This is a genomic window from Micromonospora sp. NPDC049497, from assembly GCF_044465805.1.
In the GTDB taxonomy this organism is placed as follows: Bacteria; Actinomycetota; Actinomycetes; order Mycobacteriales; family Micromonosporaceae; genus Micromonospora.
Map to the genome: position 1 here is coordinate 35489 of NZ_JBITMC010000021.1, position 24046 is coordinate 59534.

Annotated in this window: 22 protein-coding genes; 10 read left to right on the forward strand and 12 right to left on the reverse strand. The window is 72.4% G+C overall.

What is annotated here, in order from left to right; genetic code table 11:
* Positions 1-27: 27 nt before the first annotated feature.
* From ACIBR0_RS24270 to ACIBR0_RS24295, 6 genes are all read right to left on the reverse strand, one after another.
* On the reverse strand, positions 28-1581 hold the full coding sequence (locus ACIBR0_RS24270) for a fused MFS/spermidine synthase (RefSeq protein ID WP_396719308.1): 1554 nt from the start codon (positions 1579-1581) through the stop codon (positions 28-30).
* A 36-nt stretch (positions 1582-1617) separates the two neighbouring features.
* The gene (locus ACIBR0_RS24275; RefSeq protein WP_396719310.1) at positions 1618-2628 is read right to left on the reverse strand and encodes a coiled-coil domain-containing protein; all 1011 of its coding nucleotides are present in this window, start codon (positions 2626-2628) and stop codon (positions 1618-1620) included.
* Positions 2629-2807: 179 nt separating this feature from the next.
* Positions 2808-3620, reverse strand: a complete 813-nt coding sequence (locus tag ACIBR0_RS24280) for an inositol monophosphatase family protein (protein WP_396719312.1) — start codon at positions 3618-3620, stop codon at positions 2808-2810.
* A complete protein-coding gene (locus ACIBR0_RS24285) occupies positions 3613-4065 on the reverse strand; it encodes a response regulator (protein WP_396719314.1) in 453 nt (150 codons plus the stop codon). The genes ACIBR0_RS24280 and ACIBR0_RS24285 overlap by 8 nt, the downstream gene beginning before the upstream one ends.
* Positions 4062-5807 carry an ATP-binding protein gene (locus ACIBR0_RS24290; protein WP_396719316.1) on the reverse strand — a complete coding sequence of 582 codons (1746 nt, stop codon included), beginning with the start codon at positions 5805-5807 and terminating at the stop codon, positions 4062-4064. Before ACIBR0_RS24290 ends, ACIBR0_RS24285 begins: the two co-directional genes overlap by 4 nt.
* The gene (locus ACIBR0_RS24295; RefSeq protein WP_396719318.1) at positions 5804-7054 is read right to left on the reverse strand and encodes a PP2C family protein-serine/threonine phosphatase; all 1251 of its coding nucleotides are present in this window, start codon (positions 7052-7054) and stop codon (positions 5804-5806) included. The genes ACIBR0_RS24290 and ACIBR0_RS24295 overlap by 4 nt, the downstream gene beginning before the upstream one ends.
* A 124-nt stretch (positions 7055-7178) precedes the next feature.
* Here ACIBR0_RS24295 and ACIBR0_RS24300 point away from each other — a divergent pair, with 124 nt between their 5' ends.
* A complete protein-coding gene (locus tag ACIBR0_RS24300) occupies positions 7179-9599 on the forward strand; it encodes a M28 family peptidase (protein ID WP_396719320.1) in 2421 nt (806 codons plus the stop codon).
* Positions 9600-9748: 149 nt separating this feature from the next.
* Here ACIBR0_RS24300 and ACIBR0_RS24305 read toward each other — a convergent pair whose 3' ends face one another.
* From ACIBR0_RS24305 to ACIBR0_RS24315, 3 genes are all read right to left on the reverse strand, one after another.
* Positions 9749-10003 (reverse strand): Smr/MutS family protein, encoded by a 255-nt coding sequence (locus ACIBR0_RS24305; RefSeq protein ID WP_088987488.1) that lies wholly within the window; start codon positions 10001-10003, stop codon positions 9749-9751.
* 71 nt (positions 10004-10074) lie between these two features.
* Positions 10075-10443, reverse strand: coding sequence for a tetratricopeptide repeat protein (locus ACIBR0_RS24310; protein WP_357041002.1), 369 nt, complete (start codon positions 10441-10443; stop codon positions 10075-10077).
* Between the two features lie 91 nt (positions 10444-10534).
* The gene (locus tag ACIBR0_RS24315; RefSeq protein ID WP_396719323.1) at positions 10535-11296 is read right to left on the reverse strand and encodes an ROK family protein; all 762 of its coding nucleotides are present in this window, start codon (positions 11294-11296) and stop codon (positions 10535-10537) included.
* Between the two features lie 122 nt (positions 11297-11418).
* Here ACIBR0_RS24315 and ACIBR0_RS24320 point away from each other — a divergent pair, with 122 nt between their 5' ends.
* From ACIBR0_RS24320 to ACIBR0_RS24330, 3 genes are all read left to right on the forward strand, one after another.
* On the forward strand, positions 11419-13056 hold the full coding sequence (locus tag ACIBR0_RS24320) for an ABC-F family ATP-binding cassette domain-containing protein (RefSeq protein WP_396719324.1): 1638 nt from the start codon (positions 11419-11421) through the stop codon (positions 13054-13056).
* A gap of 38 nt (positions 13057-13094) precedes the next feature.
* Positions 13095-13412 (forward strand): hypothetical protein, encoded by a 318-nt coding sequence (locus ACIBR0_RS24325; RefSeq protein ID WP_396719326.1) that lies wholly within the window; start codon positions 13095-13097, stop codon positions 13410-13412.
* Positions 13413-13480: 68 nt separating this feature from the next.
* Positions 13481-14206 (forward strand): methyltransferase domain-containing protein, encoded by a 726-nt coding sequence (locus ACIBR0_RS24330; protein ID WP_396719328.1) that lies wholly within the window; start codon positions 13481-13483, stop codon positions 14204-14206.
* Positions 14207-14331: 125 nt separating this feature from the next.
* Here the strand turns inward: ACIBR0_RS24330 and ACIBR0_RS24335 are convergent, their stop codons facing one another.
* Positions 14332-15339: a LacI family DNA-binding transcriptional regulator gene (locus ACIBR0_RS24335; RefSeq protein ID WP_396719330.1), complete on the reverse strand. Its 1008-nt coding sequence runs from the start codon at positions 15337-15339 to the stop codon at positions 14332-14334.
* A 148-nt stretch (positions 15340-15487) separates the two neighbouring features.
* Here ACIBR0_RS24335 and ACIBR0_RS24340 point away from each other — a divergent pair, with 148 nt between their 5' ends.
* The 5 genes from ACIBR0_RS24340 (at position 15488) to ACIBR0_RS24360 (ending at position 21289) form a co-directional block, all read left to right on the forward strand.
* Positions 15488-17002, forward strand: a complete 1515-nt coding sequence (locus ACIBR0_RS24340; protein ID WP_396719332.1) for an alpha-N-arabinofuranosidase — start codon at positions 15488-15490, stop codon at positions 17000-17002.
* Positions 17003-17059: 57 nt separating this feature from the next.
* Positions 17060-18385, forward strand: coding sequence for an ABC transporter substrate-binding protein (locus ACIBR0_RS24345; protein WP_396719334.1), 1326 nt, complete (start codon positions 17060-17062; stop codon positions 18383-18385).
* Positions 18386-18391: 6 nt separating this feature from the next.
* The gene (locus ACIBR0_RS24350; RefSeq protein ID WP_396719336.1) at positions 18392-19357 is read left to right on the forward strand and encodes a carbohydrate ABC transporter permease; all 966 of its coding nucleotides are present in this window, start codon (positions 18392-18394) and stop codon (positions 19355-19357) included.
* Positions 19358-19367: 10 nt separating this feature from the next.
* Complete coding sequence (locus tag ACIBR0_RS24355; RefSeq protein ID WP_396719338.1) at positions 19368-20276, forward strand: carbohydrate ABC transporter permease; 909 nt, start codon at positions 19368-19370, stop codon at positions 20274-20276.
* Positions 20277-20380: 104 nt separating this feature from the next.
* On the forward strand, positions 20381-21289 hold the full coding sequence (locus ACIBR0_RS24360) for a glycoside hydrolase family 43 protein (protein ID WP_396719340.1): 909 nt from the start codon (positions 20381-20383) through the stop codon (positions 21287-21289).
* 102 nt (positions 21290-21391) lie between these two features.
* On the opposite strand, the gene ACIBR0_RS24365 is transcribed toward ACIBR0_RS24360, so the two are convergent.
* The gene (locus ACIBR0_RS24365) at positions 21392-21508 is read right to left on the reverse strand and encodes an amino acid permease C-terminal domain-containing protein (RefSeq protein ID WP_396719342.1); all 117 of its coding nucleotides are present in this window, start codon (positions 21506-21508) and stop codon (positions 21392-21394) included.
* 11 nt (positions 21509-21519) lie between these two features.
* The gene (locus tag ACIBR0_RS24370) at positions 21520-21921 is read right to left on the reverse strand and encodes an amino acid permease (RefSeq protein WP_396719344.1); all 402 of its coding nucleotides are present in this window, start codon (positions 21919-21921) and stop codon (positions 21520-21522) included.
* A gap of 330 nt (positions 21922-22251) precedes the next feature.
* Here ACIBR0_RS24370 and ACIBR0_RS24375 point away from each other — a divergent pair, with 330 nt between their 5' ends.
* On the forward strand, positions 22252-23913 hold the full coding sequence (locus ACIBR0_RS24375) for a glycoside hydrolase family 10 protein (RefSeq protein ID WP_396719346.1): 1662 nt from the start codon (positions 22252-22254) through the stop codon (positions 23911-23913).
* The last annotated feature ends 133 nt before the right edge of the window (positions 23914-24046 follow it).

Consider the following 24046-nt stretch of genomic DNA (forward strand, 5'->3'; position numbering starts at 1 on the left):
TCGGAATCGGTCAGCGATGTCACCCGATCAGGCGGTGGCGAGCAGCTGGTCCACCGGGGCGTAGTCGTCGGTCAGCACCAGCGCCTCGCCGACGAAGTCGTCCAGGGCGGCCCCGGACAGCAGGGCCGCCGTCGGGTCGGCCCGGGTCAGGCGGGCCTGGATCGCCGGCAGCGGCAACGGGGCGTCGGAGGCGACGATGAGGAAGTTCGCGCCGTCCTCCCCGGCCAGCGCGGCCGCCGGGGCGATCAGCGCGAGGTGCCCGAACTCGGCGGCGACGGTGGCCAGCTCGCTGCGGATGAAGCGCAGCGGCGGGTAGTCGATGACGTTCTGCACGTAGACGCCGCCGGGCCGGGTCACCCGGCGGATCTCCGCCGCCATCTCCCGGGTGGCGAGGTGCCAGGGCACCACCAGGTGGCCGAACGCGTCACCCACCACGAGGTCACGGCTGTCCGTGCCCTCCCCCGCGACCAGCATCCGGGCGTCGCCCACCACCGCCCGCAGGTCCGGTCCCTGGCGTACGCCGAGCTTCCGCTCGCCCAGCTCGACGAGCCCGCCGTCGATCTCGAACACCACGTTGTCGGTGCCCGGCCGGGTGGCGGTCAGGTAACGGGGCACGGTGAACCCGCCACCGCCGAGGTGCAGCGCGTCCAGCCGGCGACCGGCCGGGGCGGCCACGTCGGCCACCGCCCCGATCCACTTCGTGTACGCGTACTCCAGGTACGTCGGGTCGGCCAGGTCCACGTACGAGTGCTGGGCCGAGTTGAGCAGCAGCGTACGTCCGGTGTCGCGGTTGGGGTCCGACGTCACCCGGGCGCAGTGGTAGGCCGTCTCGATGTCGCACGGGGTCGGCGCGACCGTGGTCAGGCCGGCGCCGACCAGACCGAGCACCGCCAGGGCGGCCTTGGCACGGGCCGGTCCGGGCAGCTCGGTGCGGTCCTGCCGGCGCAGCCACACGCCGAGGGCGATCCCGCTGACCCCGAGGGACACCGCCAGACCGAGCAGGATCACCGTGCTGGGCAGCGCCGCGACCAGGACGAACCCGGTGACCAGGGTGGCCGTGACCGCGCCGAGCGTGCCGATCGAGGAGAGCCGACCGACGACCTGGCCGGTGCGGCGCAGGTCGGCGAGCTGGAGCTTGACCACCAGCGGGGTGACCGCCGCCAGCAGCATCGCCGGCACGAACACGGCCAGAGCGACGAGCAGCAGGATGGCGCTGGCCGCGCCACCGCGCAGCACCTCACCGGCGTACCGCACGACCGGCAGGGTCACCGCGGTGGCGATGCCGGCCAGCACCAGGGCCGGAGCGATGAGGGTGCGCGGGTCGCGGCGGTCGGCCAGCCAGCCGCCCGACCACGCGCCGTACGCGATGGCGGCCAGCGCGATGCCGATCACCGAACTGGTCACCTGGAGGGTCACCCCGACGTACGGGCCGACCAGCCGCAGCGCGGCGGTCTCCAGCACCAGGACGGCGCCGCTGGCGAAGAAGACCAGGAACGCGGCGAGGCCGTTGGGCAGCGCCCGGGAGGGCACCGGCAGGTGCCCCGCCGGCGGGACCGTGACGTCGGAGGTTGGGGAGCTCACCCGCGCGATGGTACGCAGTGAACCTGGGGCCCCGGGTCAGTACATCGAGAGATGAACATGGTTCGTGTGGTCCGCCGCCGGGCTGCCACTGCCGCCGTACGACCGCCAGCCGGTGCCGGGATGCCAGATCTGCCGGTACCAGATCACGTACAACACTCCCAGTCGGCCGGCGTTGCGCACGTGCCAGGCGGCCAGGGCGTCACCGTACGCCTTGTCCCCACCGGTGGCGGTCCGGTCCTCGAACCCACCGGCGGCGGCCGAGAAGTCGCAGGCCCGGCCCTTGGGGTGCTCGCCGGAGCCGCCGCTCCGGTAGCAGGAGACGTAGCGCTTGTAACCGGCGGCCTGGGTCTGCTGGAGGGCGTTCAGGGTGCGCGGCGTGATGCAGCCGGAGGTCGTCGGGTCGTTCACCGAGCAGGACTCCGACGGCCACGACCCGTCGGAGTTGCGCGGCGCCGGCCTCGCCGACGTGGAACTGCCGCCGCTGAAGCCGCCGCTGCTGCCGGAGCTGACCGCGGCGAGCGCCGCCTCGGCCTCCCGCTTCCGCTTGGCCATCACGAGCACCTGCTTCTGCTGCTCGCGGATCTCGCCGTCGATGGCGATCTTCGCCGCGCGGGCCTCCTCGCGGACGTCGGTCAGCTCCCGGATCTTCTTGCCGTCCCGCTGCGCCATCGTGTCCAGGTTCGCGGCCCGCTCCAGGAACGCCTCCGGTGAGGTGCTCTCCAGCAGCATCGCCGCCGCGCTCAGCCGCCCCAGCCGGTACGACTGCGCGGCCACCTCGCCCACCTGCTCGGTCAGGTCGACCAACCGGACCTCGACCGCGGCGAGCTGGCTGGTCAGCTCCTTCTGCCGACGCTTGGAGTTCGTCAGCTTCGCCTGGGCCTCGATGTGGGCCTTGGCGGTGGCCTCCAGCGTGTCCCGCAGCTTCTTCGAGCCACCCTCGTTCGGCTCCGCGTACGCCGGCACCGCCCCGACGCCGAGGAGCATCGCGATGGCGGCGAGGACAGCGATCAGCGGGCTGCGACGCCCGGAGGGCATGGTCGTACGCACGAGAGCATCCTTCCGTCGACCGCCGACCCCCCGGTGACCCCTGCGCGGCGGCGGCCCCCGTCGGGGCCGGTCGACGACCGGCCGGTGGAGACCGCGGGTCAGGATACCGGAACGGCCGCGTGTGACCAGGCCCGCGACCCTCTCCGACATCGAACGTCGACGGTGCGTCGTACCGGTGCTCACGCTCCGCCGAGCAACGCCTCCCGGACGTCCGCCCAGATCCGCTCGTTCGCGGCGACGAGCAGGCCGCGACCGTCGTCCGTCGGGTCGTAGTCGGTGCCGTCGAAGCGGCGCGCCACGCCGCCGGCCGCCCGCACCAGCGCCGTGCCGGGGGCGTGGTCCCACGGGAGGGTCCGCCAGAAGAGCACGAACTGCTGCGCGCCGGTGAGGATGTCCAGGTACTCCCGGCCCGCGCAGTGCTGGCCGGGGAGCAGCTCGCCCAGCCGTTCCCCGCCCGTCTCGACGCTGGCCCGCTCGCGCGGCGGCAGGAAACGCGTCATCGCCGCGCCCCGCAGCCCGCCGACCGCGGGCGCGGCGTCCGCCGCCGTCACCGCCCGGCCGTCGACGTACGTCCCCTCGCCCGTCCGCCCCACGGCCAGCGTCCCGGCGAGCGGGTCGTACACCCAGCCGGCCGTCGGCACGCCGTCGGTCAGCAGGGCCACCATCAACGCGAACGGCCGGCGCCCGGCGGCGAAGTTCGACGTGCCGTCGATCGGGTCGACCAACCAGACCTCGCCCGCCTCACGCAGGTGGCCCAGCAGCCCCGGATCCTCCGCGACCGCCTCCTCACCGACCACCACGGAGCCGGGGCGCATCCGCCGCAGGGTCGCGGAGATCAGCTCCTCGGCCTGCCGGTCGGCGACGGTGACGATCTCGCCGGGCGCCTTCTCCTCGACGTCGGCGTCGTCCAGCTTGCGGAACAGCGGGACCACGACCCGGTCGGCGGTCTCACGCAGCAGCCCGGCGACGTCGTCGAGCAGGGTGTCAGCCACGCGGGGGCAGCTTGACCACGCTGACGAAGAACTCGTCGATCTGCCGGACCACCGAGATGAACCGCTCGAAGTCCACCGGCTTCGTGACGTACGCGTTGGCGTGCAACTGGTAGCTGCGGAGGATGTCCTCGTCGGCCTGCGACGTGGTCAGCACGACCACCGGGATCCGGCAGAGCTGCTCGTCCTTCTTGATCTCCTTCAGCACCTCCCGCCCGTCGCGCCGGGGCAGGTTGAGGTCCAGCAGGATCAGGTCGGGTGTCACCGCGTCCGTGTAGGGCGCCTCGCGCCGCAGGTAGGCCAGCGCCTCGGTGCCGTCGGAGACGACGGTCAGCCGGTTGCGGAGCTTGTGCTCCTCGAAGGCCTCCTGGGTCATCAACACGTCACCCGGGTCGTCCTCGACCAGCAGGACCTCGATCGGGCTCTTGCCGTCCGCCGGCGCGGTCATCCCACCGTCTCCTTCATTGCACCCGTTCTACCGCCTACCGACGCCGCGTCGGGGCGTTCCGCGCTCTCGGGGCCCGCGGTGGCGCCCACGTCCTCCGCCTGCCCGTCGATCCCGGCGGGCTCGCCGGTGGCCGCCGTACCGTCCGCCGCCTCGGCCTGCGCCGCCGCCTCGGACTCCCGGGTCGCGGCCTCGACGTCCTCGGGCAGCGCGGGGAGGGTGAAGCGGATCGCGGTCCCCTCCTCGGTGCCGGTGTCCACCCAGACGTGGCCGCCGTGGTACTCCACGATCTTCTTCACGATGGCCAGGCCGATCCCGGTGCCCGGGTACGCGTCCTTCGCGTGCAACCGCTGGAAGATGACAAAGATCTTGTCGGCGAACTCCGGCTCGATCCCGATGCCGTTGTCCTGGCAGCTGATCTCCCACTCGTCGCCGACCAGCCGCGCCGAGACGTGCACCTTCGGCGGGACGTCCGGGCGGCGGAACTTGATCGAGTTGCTCACCAGGTTGGCGAGCAGGTTGGTCAGCAGCGGCTCCTCGCCGCGGATCACGGGCAGCTCGCCCCAGGTCAGCTCGGCGTCGGCGTACTGCAGGGCGGCCTCGGTCTGCCCGGCCACGTCACCCATCACCTTGTTCAGGTCGACCTCGGTGAAGCCGGTCGTGAGACGACCGATCCGGGAGAACGCCAGCAGGTCGTTGATCAGGCGCTGCATCCGCTGCGCGCCGTCCACGGCGAACGCGATGTACTGGTCGGCCCGCTCGTCGAGCTGGCCGGCGTACCGGCGCTGGAGCAGCTGGCAGAAGCTCGCCACCTTGCGCAGCGGCTCCTGGAGGTCGTGCGAGGCCACGTACGCGAACTGCTCCAGATCACGGTTGGACCGGGTCAGCTCCTCGGCCTGCTTCTGGAGCTGACTGTTGACCCACTCGATCCGCTCGCGCGCCTCGCGTACCTCGTCGAGGTCCTTGGCGATCTTGCGGCGCATCGCGTCGACGTCGTCGCTGAGGTGGATGAACTCGGGCGGACCCGACCCGGCGATCCGGTGCTGGTAGTCGCCCTCGGCCACCTCCCGGACCTGGGTGGCCAGGTCGGTCAGCGGGCGGATCACCATGCGGTCCAGGGAGAGCACCAGCGCGATGCCGGCGACCGCGACCACCGCGGCGGCGACGATCAGGAGGACGGCCAACTGGTTGCTGCTGCGCCGCACGTCGGCCGCGCTCCGCTCGCGGGTGGCCAGGATCTCCGCCTGCAGGTCGTCGGCCGCGGCGCGGACCTGGTCGAACTGCTCGCGGGCCCGGTCGGTGACGAGGGCCTGCCCGGCGTCCGGCCCGTCCTCGCCGGTCGCGGTGATCACCGGGACGGCGACCTTCTCCCGCCACTGCGCCGCCCGGGCCTCCACCCGGTCGAGGTCCTCGGCGATGGCCGGGTCGCCGTCCAGGAGCGCCCGCATCGAGGCGATCCGCTCGCGCTCCAGCTTCACGCCGTCGTCGTACGGGGTCAGGTCGGCCAGGTCCCCGCTGACCGCGTAACCACGGATCGCGGTCTCCTGGTCCAGCAGCGCGCTCAGCAGTTCCTGCGCCTGCACGCGCAGCGGCCCGGTCTTGTTGAGGATCGCGTCGATCTGGTTGCGGTTCTGCGCGGCGACGGCGGCGGCCGTGCCGGCCAGACCGACCAGGATCAGCGTGACGACGGCGAGCAGCAGGGCCACCTGCCGCCGTAGCGTCCAGTTGGGGTTGCCGAGCCTCACCGGCCACCACCGCGGCTGACCAGCAGCATGGCGACGTCGTCGGCGAGCGGGCCGCCGTTGATCTGCTCCGCACGCCCCACCAGCCAGGCCGGCAGTTCCGCCAGCGGCACCGCCAGGTTGGCCGGTTCGGCGAGCAGGCCGGACAGGCCGGGGACGTCGAGGCGCTCGTCGCCCTCGCCCACCCGCCCCTCGATCAGGCCGTCGGTGTACATCAACAGGGACCAGTCATCGGTGTCGAACTCCAGGTCGTATGCCACAGGTCGGCGGGGCCGTACGCCGAGCAGCAGGCCGCCCGGCGCCGGTACGGGCACCACCTTGCCGCCGGCGAGCAGCAGCGGCGGCGGATGCCCGGCGAGCCGGACGGTGGCCCGGTTGACGTCGAGGTCCAGCCGGGCGGTGGCCACCGTGGCGAAGATCTCCTGGAGCCGCCGCTCACTCATCAGCACCTGCTCCAACGCCGGCAGCACCTCGTCGTCGGGGACTCCGGCCAGGATCAACGCCCGCCAGGCCACCCGCAACTCGACGCCGAGCGCCGCCTCGTCCACACCGTGGCCGCAGACGTCCCCGACGATCAGGTCGACCCGGTCCGGGCGGGTCTGCACCACGTCGTAGAAGTCCCCGCCGATCAGGGCGGCGTGCCGGCCGGGCCGGTAGAAGGTGTGCACCGCCACCTGGTCGGTCGACATCAGTGGCTGCGGCAGCAGGCCCCGCTCCAGGCGGGCGGACTCGGCCTGGCGCAGCTCGACCTCGCGCAGCCGGCGGGCGTTCTCGTCGGCGCGCTTGCGCTCCACCGCGTACCGGAGCGCCCGGGTCAGCAGCACGCCGTCGACCTGACCCTTGACCAGGTAGTCCTGTGCGCCCTCGGCGACCGCCACGATGCCCAGGTGCTCGTCGGAGCGCCCGGTGAGGACGCAGACGGCGGCCCCGCTGGCCATCTCCAGGACCTGACGCAACCCGTCGAGGCCCTGCGCGTCGGGCAGGCCGAGGTCGAGCAGGACGCAGTCGACGCCCATCACGCGCTGCCGGGCCTCGCTGAGGCTGGTCGCCACCAGCAGGTCGATCATCGAGTTCGTCTCGGCGAGCAGCTCGCCGACGAGGAACGCGTCGCCCTCGTCGTCCTCCACCAGCAGCACCCGCAGCCGCTCGCCCGGAGGCAGGTTGGGGTGGTGCCCGAGACCGGCGTGCGGAACCGCCCGGGGTGCCACGGAGGGACCGGCATGGCCGGACCCCCGGTGCGGCCGGGTCACCGCCGCGAGACGCGGGAGTTCGCTGGTGATGTCGGGCTCCTTCCGAGTGCCCTGCTGATCCTGTATTAGACAACGGTCGCACACAACACGACGGCCACCCCGCCCCCACCCCCGAGGAGTCCCCGTGGGCGCACCTCCCCTCCCGGCCGACCGCGCGCCGGCCGGCCCGACACCCCACGTACCGGCCCGGGACCGTGCCTTCGCCCGGCCCCGTCGCCGGCTCGCCGCCGCGGCGGCCGCGCTGGTCGCGCTCGTCGCCGTCGGCGCCGGCACCCTTCTCGACCTGCGCAGTCCCGCGCCGCGGCCGGCTGACGCGCCGCCGGGCGAGTTCAGCGCGACCCGGGCGTACGAGCACGTCAAGGTCATCGCGGCCCGCCCGCACGTCGCCGGCAGCCCCGCCAACGACCAGGTACGCGAGCACCTCGTCACCGTCCTGCGCGGCCTCGGCCTGTCCCCCGAGGTGCAGGACACCGTGGCACCGGAGGCGGGGCAGCTCAGCGGCGCGGCCGGCGGGGCGACGCTGGCCCGGGTCCGCAACGTGGTCGCCACGGTCCCCGGGACCGATCCCACCGGGAAGGTGTTCCTGGTGGCGCACTACGACTCGGTGCAGTCCGGGCCGGGCGGCAACGACGACGCCGCCGGGACGTCGGCGATCCTGGAGGTGGCCCGCGCGTTGACCGCCGGTCCCCGGCCGCGCAACGACGTCGTCCTGGTGCTCACCGACGCCGAGGAGGCGTGCCTGTGCGGCGCGTCGGCGTTCGCGTCCAGCCACCCGCTCGCCGCCGACGGCGGCGTGGTGCTCAACCTGGAGGCGCGCGGCTCCACCGGGCCGGTGATCATGTTCGAGACGTCCCGGGACAACGCCGCCCTGGTGGCCGCCTTCGGTCGGGCCGCGCCGCACCCGGTGGGCACCTCGTTCGCGGTGGAGATCTACCGGGCCCTGCCGAACGACACCGACTTCACGGCGTTCCTCGACGCCGACGGCTTCGTCGGGCTGAACTCGGCCTACATCGACGGCGGAGCGATCTACCACACCCCGCTGGACACGCCGGCCGCGATGGACCGGGCCAGCCTCCAGCACCACGGCGACAACGCGCTCGGCCTGGCCCGGGAGTTCGGCCGGCTCGACCTCGCCGCGCTGGAGTCCGGACACGACTCGACGTACTTCCCGGTCCCCGGTGGCCTGGTCCGCTACCCGGGCTGGCTCACCCTGCCGCTGGCCCTGCTGGCGCTGGCCGGCGTGGTCGCCCTCGGCTGGCTCGCCCGCCGACGCGGCCGGGCCACCACCGGGCGACTGGTCGCCGGCTTCGGTCTGGCGCTGGTGCCCGTGCTGGCCGCCCCGCTGGGCGCGTACCTGCTCTGGACGGGCATCACCGCGCTCCGGCCCGGATACGCGGAGCTGCTCGACCCGTACCGGCCGACCTGGTACCGGCTGGCCGTGGTCGCGCTCGCCGCCGCGGTGCTGTTCACGTGGTACGCGCTGGCCCGCCGCCGGATCGGCCCGGCCGCCCTGGCCGTCGGCGGCCTGGCCTGGCTGGCCCTGTTCGGTGTGCTGCTCGCGGTGCTGGTGCCCGGCGGGGCGTACCTCGCGACCCTCCCGGCCCTGGCCGGCGCGGCGGCCGGGCTGATCGCGCTGGCCACCCCGGTCGACGGCCCGTGGCCGGTGGTCGCGACGACCCTGGCCGGCGCGGTCGCCGTGGTGATCCTGCTGCCGACGGTCGTGCTGCTCTTCCCGGCGCTCGGCATGGCGATGGGCGGGGTGGCGGCGCTGTTCGCGGTGTTGCTCGGCCTGGCCGCGCTGCCCATGGTCGATCTTCTGCACCCGCAGGCCGGCGGTCAACGGGGCCTGGTCGCGCTCCGGGCCCGCCGGCTCGGCGCGCTGCCGGCCGTCGCGGCGGCGCTCGCGGCGGCGGTGTTCGCCGGGGTCGGGCTGGCCGTCGACCGCTTCGACGCCGCGCACCCCGCGCCCACCCACCTGATGTACGCCCTCGATGCCGGTACCGGCCAGGCCCGCTGGCTCAGTCACGAGGCGTCACCGCAGCCCTGGACCGACGCCTACGTCGACTCCCGGGTCTCCGTCGCCGACGAGTTCCCCGGCATCGGCGACGAGGACCTGCTCTCCGGGCCCGCCCCCGTCGCCTCCCTGGCTGCACCGAAGCTGGACGTGCTCGCCGACACGAAGGCGGGCGCGGAGCGCACCCTGCGGCTGCGGCTCACCCCGCAGCGCCCGGTGCGGCTGGCGACCCTGCACGTCGACACCGGCACCGCGACCGTGCTGCGCGCCGAGGTGGCCGGCCGGTCCGTGCCGGTGGAGCCCCGCGAGGGTCGCTGGGGCTTCGGGGTGGTGTTCCACGCCCCGCCCGGCGAGGGCATCGAGGTGACGCTCACGCTCATGCCGAAGGCGGGTCAGGTGGGCATCCGGGTGATGGACGCCAGCGACGGCCTGGACGGGCTGCCCGGCTTCCGCCCCCGCCCGCCCGACGTGGGCGTGGTCGGCTCCCACAGCTCAGAAATGCTGGCGGTAGCCCGCACCTACCCCCTGTAACCCCGCCCCCCGCCCCCGCCCCCGCCCCCGCCCCCGGCTTCCGCGATCTTGCACTTTGTGCCCCGGCAAAAGGGGCGAAGGGTGCAGAGCAGCGGCCGAAAGTGCAAGATCGTGGGGGTGGGGGTGGGGTGGGGGTGGGGTGGGGTTGGTTACTTCCAGCGGAAGTGGACGAAGAGGCGGCCGAAGTTCTTCGAGTCCTTCTCGACGCGGTGGTAGAGCTGCTTGACGTCCTTCTGGTCGAGGAACCGCAGCACCCGCTTCTTGAGCTGGCCGGACCCCTTGCCGGGGATGATCTCGACGAGGGTGGCCTTCTTCGCCACCGCCTCGTCCATGATCCCGCGCAGCGCACGGTCGATGTCCTGGCCCTTGTTGAAGATGTCGTGCAGGTCGAGCTTGAGCTTCACGCCGTACCCACCTCCGGTCCCATCGTACGAAGGGGCGGGGACGCGTCACCACGTCCCCGCCCCTCGCACGGTCAGCGACCTGCGCCGACCCGGCCCTCCACCCGGCGCAGCGCCGTGGTGTAGTCGTCGTTGTGGCTGTGCATGGCCGCCGCGATACGCAGGTGGCGCAGCGCGTCGGCGTGCCGGTTCAGCCGCTCCAGCGTCCGGCCCAGCACGTGGTGGGCGTAGTGGTCGCTGGGGTCGCGGTCGACCAGCTCGCGGAGCTGTTCCTCGGCCCGGTTGAGCTGGGCCGACTGGAAGTACGCGCGGGCCAGCAGCTGCCGCACCGACGCGTTGGCCGGCTCGGCCTCGACGATCGGCTCGAGCAGCCGGGCCGCCCCGGTCGGGTCACCGGCCTCGAAGAACATGGTCGCTCGCCGGTACTCGGCCAGAAGATCCATTCGACCCACCCCCTCGTGTCACGCCGTCACTCCCCCGACGCTGGCACAACACCGGCCGTACCGCGACTGTTCCCCCGACCGGGGTTGCCCGTCAGACGGGCCGGGCGGCGGCCAGGTCCCAGGCGCGTACGCCGCCGACGATCCCGGCCGTGTTCGGCACCACCACCACGTCGTCGCCCATCCGGGCCAGCTGTTCGGGCCGGATCAGCCGGGAGTTGCCCCCGCCGAGGTACAGCCGGTCCCAGCGGAACACCGGGCGCAGCCCCTCCACCACCTGTCGGATCCGCCGGGACCAGAACGCGTCGCCGAGGCGGCGCCGCTCGGGCTCACCGACGTACGTGTCGTAGGTGGTGCCCCACCGCACCGGGGCGTGCGACAGCTCCAGGTGTGGGGCGAGGACCCCGCCGTCGAAGAGCGCGCTGCCCAGCCCCGTGCCGAGGGTCAGGACCAGCTCGCAGCCGGTCCCGGCGACCACCCCCGCGCCGTGCACCTCGGCGTCGTTGAGCACCAGCGCCGGGACACCGAACGCGTCGGCGAGGGCGGTGCGGGCGTCGAACCCCGACCACTGGGCCACCAGATCGGCGTCGACCTTCGTCCGAGGGCCGGAACGGGTGACGTAGTGCGGGGTGGCCACCACCACACCGTGCCGGATCATGCCGGGCAGGCCGACCGTCAGGCGGTCCGCCGCCGGCAGCCGGCCACCCAGGTCCACCAGCGTCTTGACGAAGAGGTCGGGCGGGAGCGGGTACGGCGTGGGCACCCGCAACGGGCGGGCCCGCATCGTCCCCGCGGCGTCGAGGACGGACGCCTTGATCCCACCGCCCCCGCAGTCGATCGCCAGAGTGGTCACCACCCGAGTGAGTCTGCCTCGTGTTCCCGCCGCCGGCCCGCCGGACCCCGGTGTTAGGAAGGGGCCCTTTTACAACCCCAGGCGTTAACGGGGGGCCCTTCCTTCGCCGGATAGGGTCGGCGGCGATGAGTGGGACGTTGGTGGTCAAGGGGCTTGCGGCCGGGCACGGGGATCGCGCGCTGTTCAGCGGGCTGGACCTGGTGGTCGCGCCGGGCGATGTGGTCGGGCTGGTCGGGCCGAACGGGGCCGGGAAGTCGACGCTGCTGCGTACGCTCGCGGGGCTGGCACCGGTCGAGGCCGGCGGTGTCACGCTCAGCCCGCCGACCGCGAGCGTCGGGCACCTGCCCCAGGAACCGGAGCGGCGGCCCGGCGAGACGGTCCGCGCGTTCCTGGCCCGGCGGACCGGGGTGACCGGCGCGCAGGCCGCGATGGACGCGGCGGCCGAAGCGCTGGGCGCCGGGGTGTCCGGCGCCGACGACGCGTACGCCGAGGCGCTGGAACGCTGGCTCGCCCTCGGCGGGGCCGACCTCGACGAGCGGGCCGAGCAGGTCGCCGCTGAACTGGGCCTCGCCGTCGACCTGGGCCAGGAGATGACCGGGCTGTCCGGCGGCCAGGCGGCCCGTGCCGGGCTGGCGTCGTTGCTGCTCAGCCGGTACGACGTCTTCCTGCTCGACGAGCCCACCAACGACCTCGACCTGGCCGGCCTGGAGCGGCTGGAGGAGTTCGTCACGGGGCTGCGCGCCGGCACGGTGCTGGTCAGCCACGACCGGGAGTTCCTGACCCGCACGGTGACCCGGGTACTGGAGCTGGACCTGCACCAGCGGCAGGTCAACCACTACGGCGGTGGCTACGCGGGGTACCTGGAGGAGCGCGAGGTGGCCCGCCGGCACGCCCGCGCGGACTACGAGGAGTACGCCGACACCCGCGCCGACCTGGAGGCGCGGGGCCGCATGCAGCGCGCCTGGATGGAGAAGGGCGTCCGCAACGCCCGGCGCAAGGCCGGCGACAACGACAAGCACGCGAAGAACTTCCGGGGCCAGACCTCGGAGAAGCAGGCGGCGAAGGCCCGGCAGACCGACCGGATGATCGAGCGGCTGGAGGTGATCGAGGAGCCGCGCAAGGAGTGGGAGCTGCGCATGGAGATCGCCGCCGCGCCCCGCGCCGGCGCCGTCGTGGCCACCCTCCGCGAAGCTGTCGTACGCCGAGGAGGCTTCGCCCTCGGCCCGGTGACCCTCCAGGTCGACTGGGCCGACCGGATCGCGGTGACCGGGGCGAACGGGTCGGGCAAGTCGACCCTGCTGGCCGCCCTACTCGGTCGGCTGCCGCTGGACGCCGGGCAGGCCGCGCTGGGCCCCGGGGTCGTGGTCGGCGAGGTGGACCAGGCGCGGGGACTCTTCCTCTCCGACGTCCCCCTGATCGACGCGTTCTCCGCCGCCGTACCGGATCTCCCACCGGCGGACGCGCGCACGCTGCTGGCCAAGTTCGGCCTGCGGGCGGCGCACGTGACGCGGCCCGCGGCGACCCTCTCCCCCGGCGAGCGGACCAGGGCCGCGCTGGCCCTGCTGCAGGCGCGGGGGGTCAACCTGCTGGTCCTGGACGAGCCGACCAACCACCTCGACCTGCCCGCCATCGAGCAGTTGGAGTCGGCTCTGGCCGGGTACCCGGGCACGCTCCTGCTGGTCACCCACGACCGGCGGATGCTGGACGCGGTGGCGACCACCCGGCGCCTGCGGGTGGACGCCGGACGGATCGCCGAGGATTGATCCGTGCCGACCCGGCCGCGCCGGGTGAGAATGAGCCCATGCTCAAGTGGGAGTACGCGCTGCTGGTTCGCCGTCGCCAGGCCGCCACCAACGACATCGGCTGGGAGGTCGTCTTCGTCTGGTACGGGCCGGACGGCTCGATGGTGGACGTGACGGCGTACGGCGACACGGCGCTGGCCCACCTGAACCGGGCCGGTGACCAGGGCTGGGAGCTGGTCGCCATGAGCGAGGACCCGTCCCTGCCCGGCAACAACGAGCTGCACCGGTACCACCTCAAGCGGCCCAGGGCGGCCACGCCCCAACCGCGCCAGCGGATGCGCGCCGCCGGCCGCCCCCGGCGCACCATCCCGGGGTGAACGACCCCTTCGGGCGACCGACGCATGACGGGCGCGGATGCGGGTAACGGGCGGCCGGAGGTGGGCCGATGGTCGCGCTGGCACAGACTCCGCCCTCGGCCGAGCGGCTGCGGGCGGTCGACGGGTTCCTCGCCGAGGCATGGACCGACCAGGCCCGGCACGACGACCGGCTACGGGACCTCGCGGTCGAGGTCCGCTTCGACCGCGGGGTGGCACACCTGAGCGGGGAGGTCTCCGACCCGGGTGAGCTGCGGCTGGTCCGGGACCGGGTGGGCCGGCTCGCCGGGGTGCTCGCGGTGTGGTGCCGGGTACGGGTCGGCGGCCGGGATCCGGTGGTGGTCGACCTGGGCTGCGGTGCGACCAAACAGTGGCCGGGCAACCTCGGGTTGGACATCTTCCCGGCGCCCGGCGTGGACGCGGTCGCCGACCTGTCCGGGTCGCTGCCACTGGCCGACGACTCGGTGGATGTGTTCTTCGCGGTGCACATCCTGGAGCACCTGATCGACTTCCTGCCGCTGGTCGACGAGGCGCACCGGGTGCTCCGGCCCGGCGGCGTGCTGCACGTGATGAGCCCCTGGTGGGGTCACGTCAACGCGGTGGCCGACCCGACCCACGTACGGCTGCTGGACGTGCAGACGTTCAAGGGAATCTGCCTCCAACGCCCCCCGGGCACACCCCGTTGGTACCCCCTGCACGCCGGCTGCGACGGCGCCTCCATCTTCGCCGACCTGACCCCACTCCCCCCGGATGCCGACGGCCCCACCCCCGCCCACCTGGCCCGCTTCTTCGACTGACCCCCCTCGGGCGTGTTGATCAAGGAGTTTGCGTCAGATCGAGGCGGAATCCTGACGCAAAGCTCTTGATCAACCGCGGGTGGGGCGGGGGGCGGGGGGCCGGGGGCCGGGGGCCGGGGGGGGGGTTAGGGGCCTTGGGTGCTTTCGCGTAGTTCGAGGTGGTAGGGGGCGGGGAGTTCGCGGGGTGGGGCTGTGCGGTCGCCGTCGATGCGGTTGGCGAGGAGTTCCACCGCGAGGCGGGCGATGCGCTCCTTGTCCGGCGCGACGGTGCTCAGGGTGGGCACCGAGTACCGGCCGTCCTCGATGTCGTCGAAGCCGGCCACCGCGACGTCGTCCGGCACCCGCAGGCCGGCCTCGTGCAAGGCCCGCAGGGCGCCCAACGCCAGGGTGTCGTTGAAGCAGAAGACGGCGTCGGGGCGTACCGGAAGGGACAACAGGGACCGCATCGCGACCGCGCCCTCCGCGCGGTGCCAGGCCGGCGCGGGCGCCACCAGGGCCTCGTCGACGTCGAGGCCGGCGTCGGCGTGCGCGGCGGCGTAGCCGGCGAGCCGGAGCCGGGCGCTGGCGCCCTCGGGGGTGCGCTGCGAGCCGATGGCGGCGATCCGGCGGCGGCCGAGGCCGATCAGGTGGGCGGTGATCTCCCGGGCGGCGGCCACGTTGTCGATGCCGACGTGGTCGTAGGGGCCGTGGTCGACCCGCTCGCCGAGCAGGACCATCGGTGTGCCGTCGAGACCGGCGAGGTCCCCGGCGGTGAGCGCCAGCGGGCTGAAGATCAGCCCGTCGATGAGGTGCTCGGTGATGCCGCTGGCGACCACCCGTTCCTGCTCCCGCCCACCGCCGGTCTGGTCGATCAGCACCGTCCAGCCCAGCTCCGCGGCGGCCGTCACGACGTGCCGGGCCAGCTCGGCGAAGTACGGGATGTCCAGCTCCGGCACGGCCAGGGCGATCACCCCGGTCCGCCCCTTGCGCAGGTTGCGCGCGGACAGGTTCGGCCGGTAGTTCAGCTCGGCGATCGCCTCCTCGACCCGAGCCCGGGTGTCCGGTTTGACGTGCACGTAGCCGTTGACCACGTTCGAGACGGTCTTCACCGACACGCCGGCTCGCTCCGCCACATCCTTGAGCCTGTGCCGCACTGACGCCTCCCCGATCTAGCTGGACCGAACCCTACCGTGTCACGGCCAGATCACGACCTCTTTACAACGTTGCTTACAACGTTGTAGAAATCAAGGCAGAAGGGTGACTCCGGTCACCCCGATCGGCAACAGGAAAGGTGGCACCCCCTTGCGGACCGCGCAGCTCACCATCGACCCGGCCTTCGCGATCGGCCCCGCCGACCGGCGCCTCTTCGGCTCCTTCGTCGAGCACATGGGCCGCTGCGTCTACGGCGGGGTCTACGAGCCGGGACACCCCACCGCGGACGCCCGCGGGCTGCGTGGCGACGTGCTGGAGCTGACCCGCGAGCTGGGCGTCTCGGTGGTCCGCTACCCCGGCGGCAACTTCGTCTCCGGCTACCGCTGGGAGGACGGCGTCGGCCCGGTCGGCGACCGCCCGCGCCGGCTCGACCTGGCCTGGAAGACGATCGAGACCAACGCCTTCGGCCTGCATGAGTTCATGACCTGGGCCGACGAGGCCGGCGTCGAGCCGATGATGGCGGTCAACCTCGGCACCCGCGGTGTGCAGGAGGCCTGCGACCTGCTGGAGTACGCCAACCACCCGGGCGGGACGCAGCTGTCCGACCTACGGCGCAAGAACGGCGCCGAGGACCCGTACGCGGTGCGGCTCTGGTGCCTCGGCAACGAGCTGGACGGCCCGTGGCAGGTCGGGCACAAGACCGCCGACGAGTACGGCCGGCTCGCCGCCGAGACCGCCCGGGCGATGAAGATGATCGACCCGTCGATCAGCCTGGTCGCCTGCGGCAGTTCCAAGCGGGCCATGCCGACCTTCGCCTCGTGGGAGGCGACCGTGCTGGAGCACACCTACGAGCACGTCGACTACATCTCCGCGCACACCTACTACGACCCCTCCGACGGCGACCGGGCGAGCATCCTCGCCTCCGCCGTCGACATGGACAGCTTCATCGCCGACGTGATCGCCACCGCCGACCACGTCGCGGCCAAGCAGCGGCACCGCCGCAAGCTCAAGATCTCCTTCGACGAGTGGAACGTCTGGTACGAGTCCCGCCTCAAGGCCGACCTGGACCGGCGCGGTTGGGTCGAGGCGCCGGCGCTGATCGAGGACGACTTCACCGCGGTCGACGCGGTGGTCGTCGGCGACCTGCTGATCACCCTGCTCCGGCACGCCGACCGGGTCGGTGTGGCCTGCCAGGCACAGCTCGCCAACGTGATCGCCCCGATCCGCACCCGCACCGGCGGCCCCGCCTGGCGGCAGAGCATCTTCCACCCGTTCGCGCTGACCGCCCGGTACGCGCGCGGCACCGTGCTGCGGACCGAGCCGGTCGGTCCGACGTACGAGACGAAGCGGCACGGCGAGGTTCCGGTGCTGGACACCGTCGCCGTGCACGACGAGGAGTCCGGCGAGCTGACCGTCTTCGCGGTCAACCGGGGCGAGACCGACCTGCCCCTGGACCTCGACCTGCGCGGCCTGCCGGCCCTGCGCGCGCTCGAGCACCTGAGCCTCGCCGCCGGGGACGACCCGACGGCGACGAACACCGAGGCCGAACCCGACCGGGTGACGCCCCGGGAGATGAACACCCCCACCACCGACAGCGGCCGGTGCTCCGTGCTCCTGCCGGCCGCCTCCTGGAACGTGCTGCGCTTCGCCCCCGTGAACGGCTGACGTCGTACCGGCTCCGACCAGGCACAATTCATCCCGTCCCCCAAGGAGTGAAAAGGCATGATCCACAACGAAATGAGCCGGCGGCGCCTGCTCGGCCTCGGTCTGGGCCTCGGCGCAGCGGCCTCGCTGACCCTCGCGGGCTGCGGTGGCGACGACGACGCGGGTCCCGCGGCCGGCAACGGCGGCAAGGACTACACCGGCCCGAAGGTGGACCTGAAGCTCTGGAACGGCTTCACCGGCGGTGACGGCGACATCTTCAAGTCGCTGGTGAACCAGTTCAACACGGAGCACCAGAACATCGCGGTCAGCGTCGCCACCTACCAGTGGGAGGACTACTACAACAAGCTCCCCGGCGCCGCGTCCAGCGGCAACGGCCCGGACATCGCGGTCATGCACATGGACCAGCTCGCCACCTTCGCCGCTCGCGGCGTGATCACCGAGCTGGACGACGTGGCGAAGACCCTGGAGCTCTCCGAGGGCGACTTCGCCCCCACCGTCTGGAAGGGCGGCCTCTACAACGAGAAGCGGTACGGCATCCCGCTGGACATGCACCCGCTGGGCTTCTACTACAACAAGTCCGTCATGCAGAAGGCCGGCCTGGACCCGAACAAGCCGCCGACCACGCGCGAGGAGTACACCGCCGCGCTGACCGAGCTGAAGAAGTCGGGCGTGCAGGGCTTCTGGGTCAGCCCGTTCCAGTTCACCGGCGGCATGACCTTCTACTCCCTGCTGCACCAGTGGGGCGGCAGCGTCTTCGACGCCGAGGCCAAGAACGCGACCTTCAACTCCGACCAGGCGGTCGAGGCGTGCACCTGGCTGACCGACATGGTCAAGCAGGGGTTCTCCCCGGCGAACGTCGGCCAGGACGCGGACTACCTCGCCTTCAAGAGCGGGAAGAACGCCTTCAACTGGAACGGCATCTGGCAGATCAACGACCTGAAGAAGAGCTCCGAGATCCAGTGGGGCGTGGCCCCGCTGCCCCAGATCGGCAGCCAGCAGGCCGCCTGGGCCAACTCGCACAACTTCACCATCGTGAAGGGCCGGGCCAACGATGCCAACAAGGTCTCCGCGTCGAAGGTCTTCATCAACTGGCTCAGCGAGCACTCGCTGGACTGGGCCAAGGGCGGCCAGGTGCCGGCCCGCAAGACGGTCCGCGAGGACGCCGGTTTCAAGGCCCTCGCCGAGGTCAACGCCCTGGCCCCCGAGCTGGAGTACGCGGCCTTCCCGCCGGCGGCCCCCGGCCTGGGCGAGGTCATGACCACCTTCTACAACTCCTTCAACGAGGCGGCCCTGGGCAAGAAGTCGCCGAAGCAGGCGCTCGACGACGGCGTGGCCAAGGCCAACAAGCAGCTGGAGGACAACCGCAAGAAGTACGGGAGCTGATTCCCCGTGGCGGACGTGATCGAGGTCGGGGCGGCGCGTGGTGACGCGCCGCCCCCGGCGGCCGACCCGGCGGGGCGGGGTGCCCGGGCGAACCGGGCCGGGAGGGCGACGCCCTACCTCTTCCTCGCCCCGTACCTGATCCTCTTCGGGGTGTTCGGCCTGCTGCCGATCGTCCTCGGCCTCTGGCTCAGCGTGCACCAGTGGGACTTCCAGCTGCCCAACCGGCCGTTCGTCGGGCTCGACAACTACAAGGACCTGTTCTCCAGCGACTCGGCGGTCTACGGCGACTGGTGGCAGAGCGTACGGGCCACCGCGATCTTCACCCTCTTCTCGGTGCCCCTGCTCGTGGTGCTGCCGCTGGGGCTCGCGCTGCTGCTGAACCGCTCGTTCCCGGGCCGCACCTTCTTCCGGGCGGTCTACTTCGCCCCGTACGTCCTGGGTGTCGCGGTCATCGGCCTGCTCTGGCGGTTCCTGCTCGACGCCAACCTGGGCCTGGTCAACCGGCTCGCGGCGCTCGTCGGGCTACCGGCGGACACGCCGTGGGTGACCAGCACGCCGTGGGCCTGGGTCTCCCTGGTCGGCGTGACCGTCTGGTGGACCTCCGGCTTCAACGCGGTGATCTACCTGGCCGGTCTCCAGGACATCCCGCAGGAGCTGTACGAGGCGGCGAAGGTCGACGGCGCGACCGCCTGGGAACGGTTCCGTCACGTCACGCTCCCCGGCCTGCGCCCGGTCATGCTCTTCGTGATCACCACGACCGTGCTCGCCTCGGCGAACGTGTTCGGCCAGTCGTTCCTCATCACGCAGGGCGCGCCGGGCACCGAGACCCGCACGGTGGTCTGGTTCATCGTCGAGGAGGGGCTGCGGGACAACGACGCCGGTCGGGCCGCCGCGATGAGCATCGTGTTCGCCCTGATGCTGGCGGTCGTGAGCATCGCCAACTTCCGCCTCTTCCGCTACCGGGAAGACTGAGGGGACCGCCATGACGACGCCCACGAGCGACACCCGGCCCGCCCCGCGCGCCACCACCCCGAGCCCGGCGGAGAGGCCCGCGACCCGGGCACCGGGCGCCACGCTGCGGCGCACCGGGCTGTACGTGGTCGTGGTGGCCCTGGCCCTGGTCTTCCTGGCCCCGCTGGTCTGGATGGTCATCACCTCGCTGAAGACCTACACCGCCGCCCAGCAGATCCCGCCCTCCTGGCTGCCCAACCCGTTCTCCGGGTACGGCTACGAGCAGATCCTCAACAACACGGCGAACCCGGTGCTGCGCTGGTTCCTGAACAGCATGGTGGCCGCCACGCTGCACGCGTTCCTCGTGCTGGTGACCGCCTCGATGGCCGCGTACGCGCTGGCGCGGCTGCAGTTCCGCGGCCGCAAGGTGCTCTTCGCGCTGATCGTCGGCACGCTCTTCATCCCGCCGACGTCGCTGATCATCCCGAACTTCCTGATCGTCGACTCGCTGGACTGGATCGACACCCTCGCCGTGGTGATCGTGCCCGGCGCGGCGAGCGCGTTCGGGGTGTTCTTCCTGCGGCAGTTCTTCCTCTCCCTGCCCCGGGAGCTGGAGGAGGCCGCGACCCTCGACGGGGCCAGCCAGTGGCAGATCTTCTGGAAGGTCGTGCTGCCGCTGTCGAAGCCGGCCCTGTCGACCCTCGCGGTGCTGTCGTTCCTCACCAACTGGAACGACTTCCTCTGGCCGATCTTCGTGCTGTTCAGCCCGGAGATGCTCACCCTGCCGCCGGGCCTGGGGCTGCTGCAAGGCTCCTACGTCACCGACTACCCGGTGATCATGGCCGGTGCGGTGCTGGCGAGCGTGCCGGTGCTGATCCTCTTCGTCCTCGCGCAGCGGCACATCATCCAGGGTGTGTCCCGCAGCGGCCTGAAGGGATGAGGGCGGGAACGTCCCGGCGACGCGGCGCGGCGGCGGTTCTCGCCGCCGCGCTGCTCGTCGCCGGTTGCGGACCGAACCCCACAAGCACGAGTACGGGAGACGACGTGTCGACGTTCACCAACCCGGTCGTCCGGAGCGACAACCCGGATCCGCAGGCGATCCGGGTGGGCGACACCTGGTACCTCTTCTCGACCAACGCCGGTGGGCGTAACGTCCCGGTGCTCACGTCGCCGGACCTGGTGGAGTGGTCCCCGGCCGGGGACGCGCTGCCGGACCTGCCGGCCTGGGCGCTGACCGGGAAGACGTGGGCGCCGGAGGTGATCGAGCTGGCCCCGGACCGGTTCGTCCTCTACTACACCGTGGCCGACAAGGAATCCGGCCGGCAGTGCGTCGGGCGGGCGGTGGCGAGCGCGCCGCAGGGGCCGTACCGGGACGACTCCACCGGGCCGCTGATCTGCCAGGCCGAGACGGGCGGGTCCATCGACGCCAGCCCGTTCCGGGACACCGACGGCAGTCTCTGGCTGCTGTGGAAGAACGACGGCAACGCGGTCGGCGTGGACACCTGGCTGTGGTCGCAGCGCCTCGCCGACGACGGCCTGACCCTGGTGGGCGAGCCGACGAAGCTGCTCAAGCAGACCGAGCCGTGGGAGGGCACCCTCATCGAGGGGCCGTTCCTGCACCGGCAGGACGGGAAGCTGTACCTGTTCTTCGCCGCCAACGCGTACGACCGGGCGGAGTACGCCCAGGGCTACGCCGTCTGCGAGTCGCCGGCCGGCCCGTGCGTGAAGGCGCCGGAGAACCCGATCCTGAAGAGCAACGACGTCGCCTCCGGCCCGGGTCACGCGAGCATGGTGGTCGCCGACGGCCGCACGTGGCTGCTCTACCACGCCTGGCCGCCCGGTCAGGAGGGCACGGTCGACCCGGGTCGCCAGGTCTGGCTGGACGAGGTCGTCTGGGAGAACGGCAAACCGGTGGTGAAGGGCCCCACCGGAACCCCCCAACCCCGCCCCTGACCCGCCGCCGCCCCCACCGCACGGTCGCAGTTTCACGGAAAGAGTGGCCATTCCCGTGGAATGGCCACTCTTTCCGTGAAACAGGCCCCTCGGGGGTGGGGATCAGGCCGCGCGGTGTTCGCGTTCGGCCAGGCGGTTGCGGCGGTAGCCGTAGCCGAAGTAGATGACCGCGCCGAGCAGCATCCACGCGCCGAACCGCATCCAGGTCTCCACCGACACGCCGGGTCTCCTCACCGAGGTTCGCCACGGCCCCGGGCCACCACTGCCGCGCCGAGCGCGAACTCCAGCAGCAGGTCCCAGCCGATGATCCACGCGACGATCTCGCCCATCGTGGCGTACGCGTAGGTGTAGGCGCTGCCGGCGGCCGGCACGCTGGACGCCAGTTCGGCGTAGCAGAGCGCGGCCAGCAGGGCGACCACGCCGGCGATGGCGAACGAGATCACCACGCCCGGCCCGGCGCTGTCGCGGGCCTCGATGCCGGTGAGTGTGAAGATGCCGGTGCCGATCACGATGCCGATGCCGAAGCCGGTGAGGTCGCGCGCGCCGAGCCGCCTCTTCAACCCGGGGCGGCCGTCCTCGCCGTCCGCCTCGCTCTGCGCTATGACGTCCTTGATCGGTTTGGTACGCAGCACGGACACCGCGTTTTTTCCCCTCCCCTGACCACCCCCGCGGTGGCTGGTGCCGGGCGATGCTACCCAGGGCGGACCCTCCCCAACCGCCACGCTTCCACCCAATAAAGGCGTCACCGCCCGCGTGTGCCCGGTCACCGTCGGCGTGGTGGGGCCGGCCACAACGGTGGCGACCAACCCGACGAACGGATCGATCGGCGCAGACCTCTTGCGCGACGCCCACGTGGTGTGAAAATTTCCTACCAGCGGCAGATGCTCAGCGGCGAATTGTGCCGATGACGCTCCTGCCGCGACGGACCCTGCCACGGGAGCCCCAACGAAGGGAAAGGCCCCATGAAGGCACCTCGGCTCGGAGCAGCCGGGCTGGCCGCAGCCCTGCTCGGCGCGCTCGTCGCCGTCACCCCCGCGAGCGCGGCGCCCGACGCGCCCGCCGCCGACTCCACCACCACCTGCGTCACCGACCCGGCCACGCCGAAGCGGCAGTTCCGGGCCATGTGGATCTCCTCGGTCGTCAACATCGACTGGCCGAGCAAGGCGTCCCAGACCGCGCCCGACCGGGTCGCCGCCCAGCAGGCCGAGTACCGGAGCCTGCTCGACCTGGCCGAGCGGCTCAACCACAACGCCGTCGTCGTCCAGGTCCGGCCGACCGCCGACGCGTTCTGGCCGTCACCGCACGAGCCCTGGTCGGAGTTCCTGACCGGCGTCCGGGGCCAGGACCCGGGCTGGGACCCGCTGGCGTTCCTCGTCGCCGAGGCGCACGCGCGCAACTTGGAGTTCCACGCCTGGTTCAACCCGTACCGCGTCTCCATGCCGGCACCCTCCGGCGCGGGCGCCGACGTCACCAGGCTCGCGCCCGGCCACCCGGCCCAGCAGCACCCGGAGTGGACCTTCGCGTACCCGCCGGCCGGCGTCGCCGGCAGCCGGCTCTACTACAACCCCGGCATCCCGGAGGTCCGCGAGTTCGTCCAGACCGCGATGATGGACGCGGTGCAGCGGTACGACGTCGACGGCGTCCACTTCGACGACTACTTCTACCCCTACCCGAGCGGCACCTGGCAGGTGCCCGACGACGCGACGTTCGCGGAGTTCAACCGCGGCTTCACCGACAAGGCCGACTGGCGGCGGGACAACATCAACCTGCTGGTCCGGGAGATGGGCGAGAAGGTCAAGGCGGTCAAGCCGTGGGTGAAGTTCGGCGTCAGCCCGTTCGGCATCTGGCGCAACAAGACCGTCGACCCGCTCGGCTCGGACACCACCGGTAGCCAGTCGTACGACATCATCTCCGCCGACACCCGTAAGTGGATCAAGGAGGAGTGGATCGACTACGTGGTGCCGCAGCTGTACTGGTACATCGGCCAGTACCCGGCCGCCGACTACGCACGCCTGGTGCCGTGGTGGGCCGAGCAGGTGCGGGGCACCCGCGTGCAGCTCTACATCGGTCAGGCCGACTACAAGAGCGGCGAACCGGTGTACGGGCCGTTCTGGCAGAACCCGCGGGAGCTGTCCGACCACCTGACGCTCAACCGGTCGTACCCGGAGGTCCTGGGCAACGTCCACTTCTCGGCCGTCCAGGTCCGGGCGAACCGGCTCGGCGCCACCGACATCTACGCCGCCGAGCACTACTCCCGGCCGGCGCTGGTGCCGGCGATGCCGCACCTGCCGCGCCAGCCGCTGCTCATGCCGGTGGTCACCGGGACCCAGCGGCAGGACGACGGGGTCCGGCTGAGCTGGCGGCAGCCGGCGGACGGGGTGGACCCGCTGGGCACCGCGACGTCGTACGCGATCTACCGGCTGGACGGGACCGACCTGGCCGACCGCTGCGACCTGGCGGACGCGGCGCACCTGGTCGACACCGTCCGCGCCCGGCCCGATGCGGCCACCCAGACCTGGGTGGACACCACCGCCCAGCCGGGTCAGCGGTACACGTACGTGGTGACGGCCCTGGACCGGCTGGCGAACGAGGGTCCGGCCAGCCCGCCGGCCTTCGTACGCTGACCGGTCGACCGGTCTGACCGATGCCCCGGGCGCTCTCCGCGCCCGGGGCATTCGTCTGTTTCCACACCCGTCACGAATCCTTGACCCTCCGCACAGGTCCCGGCCGGTCGATTGATCGACACTTGTCGACACC

Coding starts and splice junctions, on each gene's coding strand:
- ACIBR0_RS24285 (WP_396719314.1), bottom strand. CDS start 4,065: ATGACCGCGCCGGCGGACGGCAAGAGCCCGATCGAGGTCCTGCTGGTC.
- ACIBR0_RS24310 (WP_357041002.1), bottom strand. CDS start 10,443: ATGGATCTTCTGGCCGAGTACCGGCGAGCGACCATGTTCTTCGAGGCC.
- ACIBR0_RS24320 (WP_396719324.1), top strand. CDS start 11,419: ATGAGTGGGACGTTGGTGGTCAAGGGGCTTGCGGCCGGGCACGGGGAT.
- ACIBR0_RS24325 (WP_396719326.1), top strand. CDS start 13,095: ATGCTCAAGTGGGAGTACGCGCTGCTGGTTCGCCGTCGCCAGGCCGCC.
- ACIBR0_RS24330 (WP_396719328.1), top strand. CDS start 13,481: ATGGTCGCGCTGGCACAGACTCCGCCCTCGGCCGAGCGGCTGCGGGCG.
- ACIBR0_RS24345 (WP_396719334.1), top strand. CDS start 17,060: ATGATCCACAACGAAATGAGCCGGCGGCGCCTGCTCGGCCTCGGTCTG.
- ACIBR0_RS24355 (WP_396719338.1), top strand. CDS start 19,368: ATGACGACGCCCACGAGCGACACCCGGCCCGCCCCGCGCGCCACCACC.
- ACIBR0_RS24375 (WP_396719346.1), top strand. CDS start 22,252: ATGAAGGCACCTCGGCTCGGAGCAGCCGGGCTGGCCGCAGCCCTGCTC.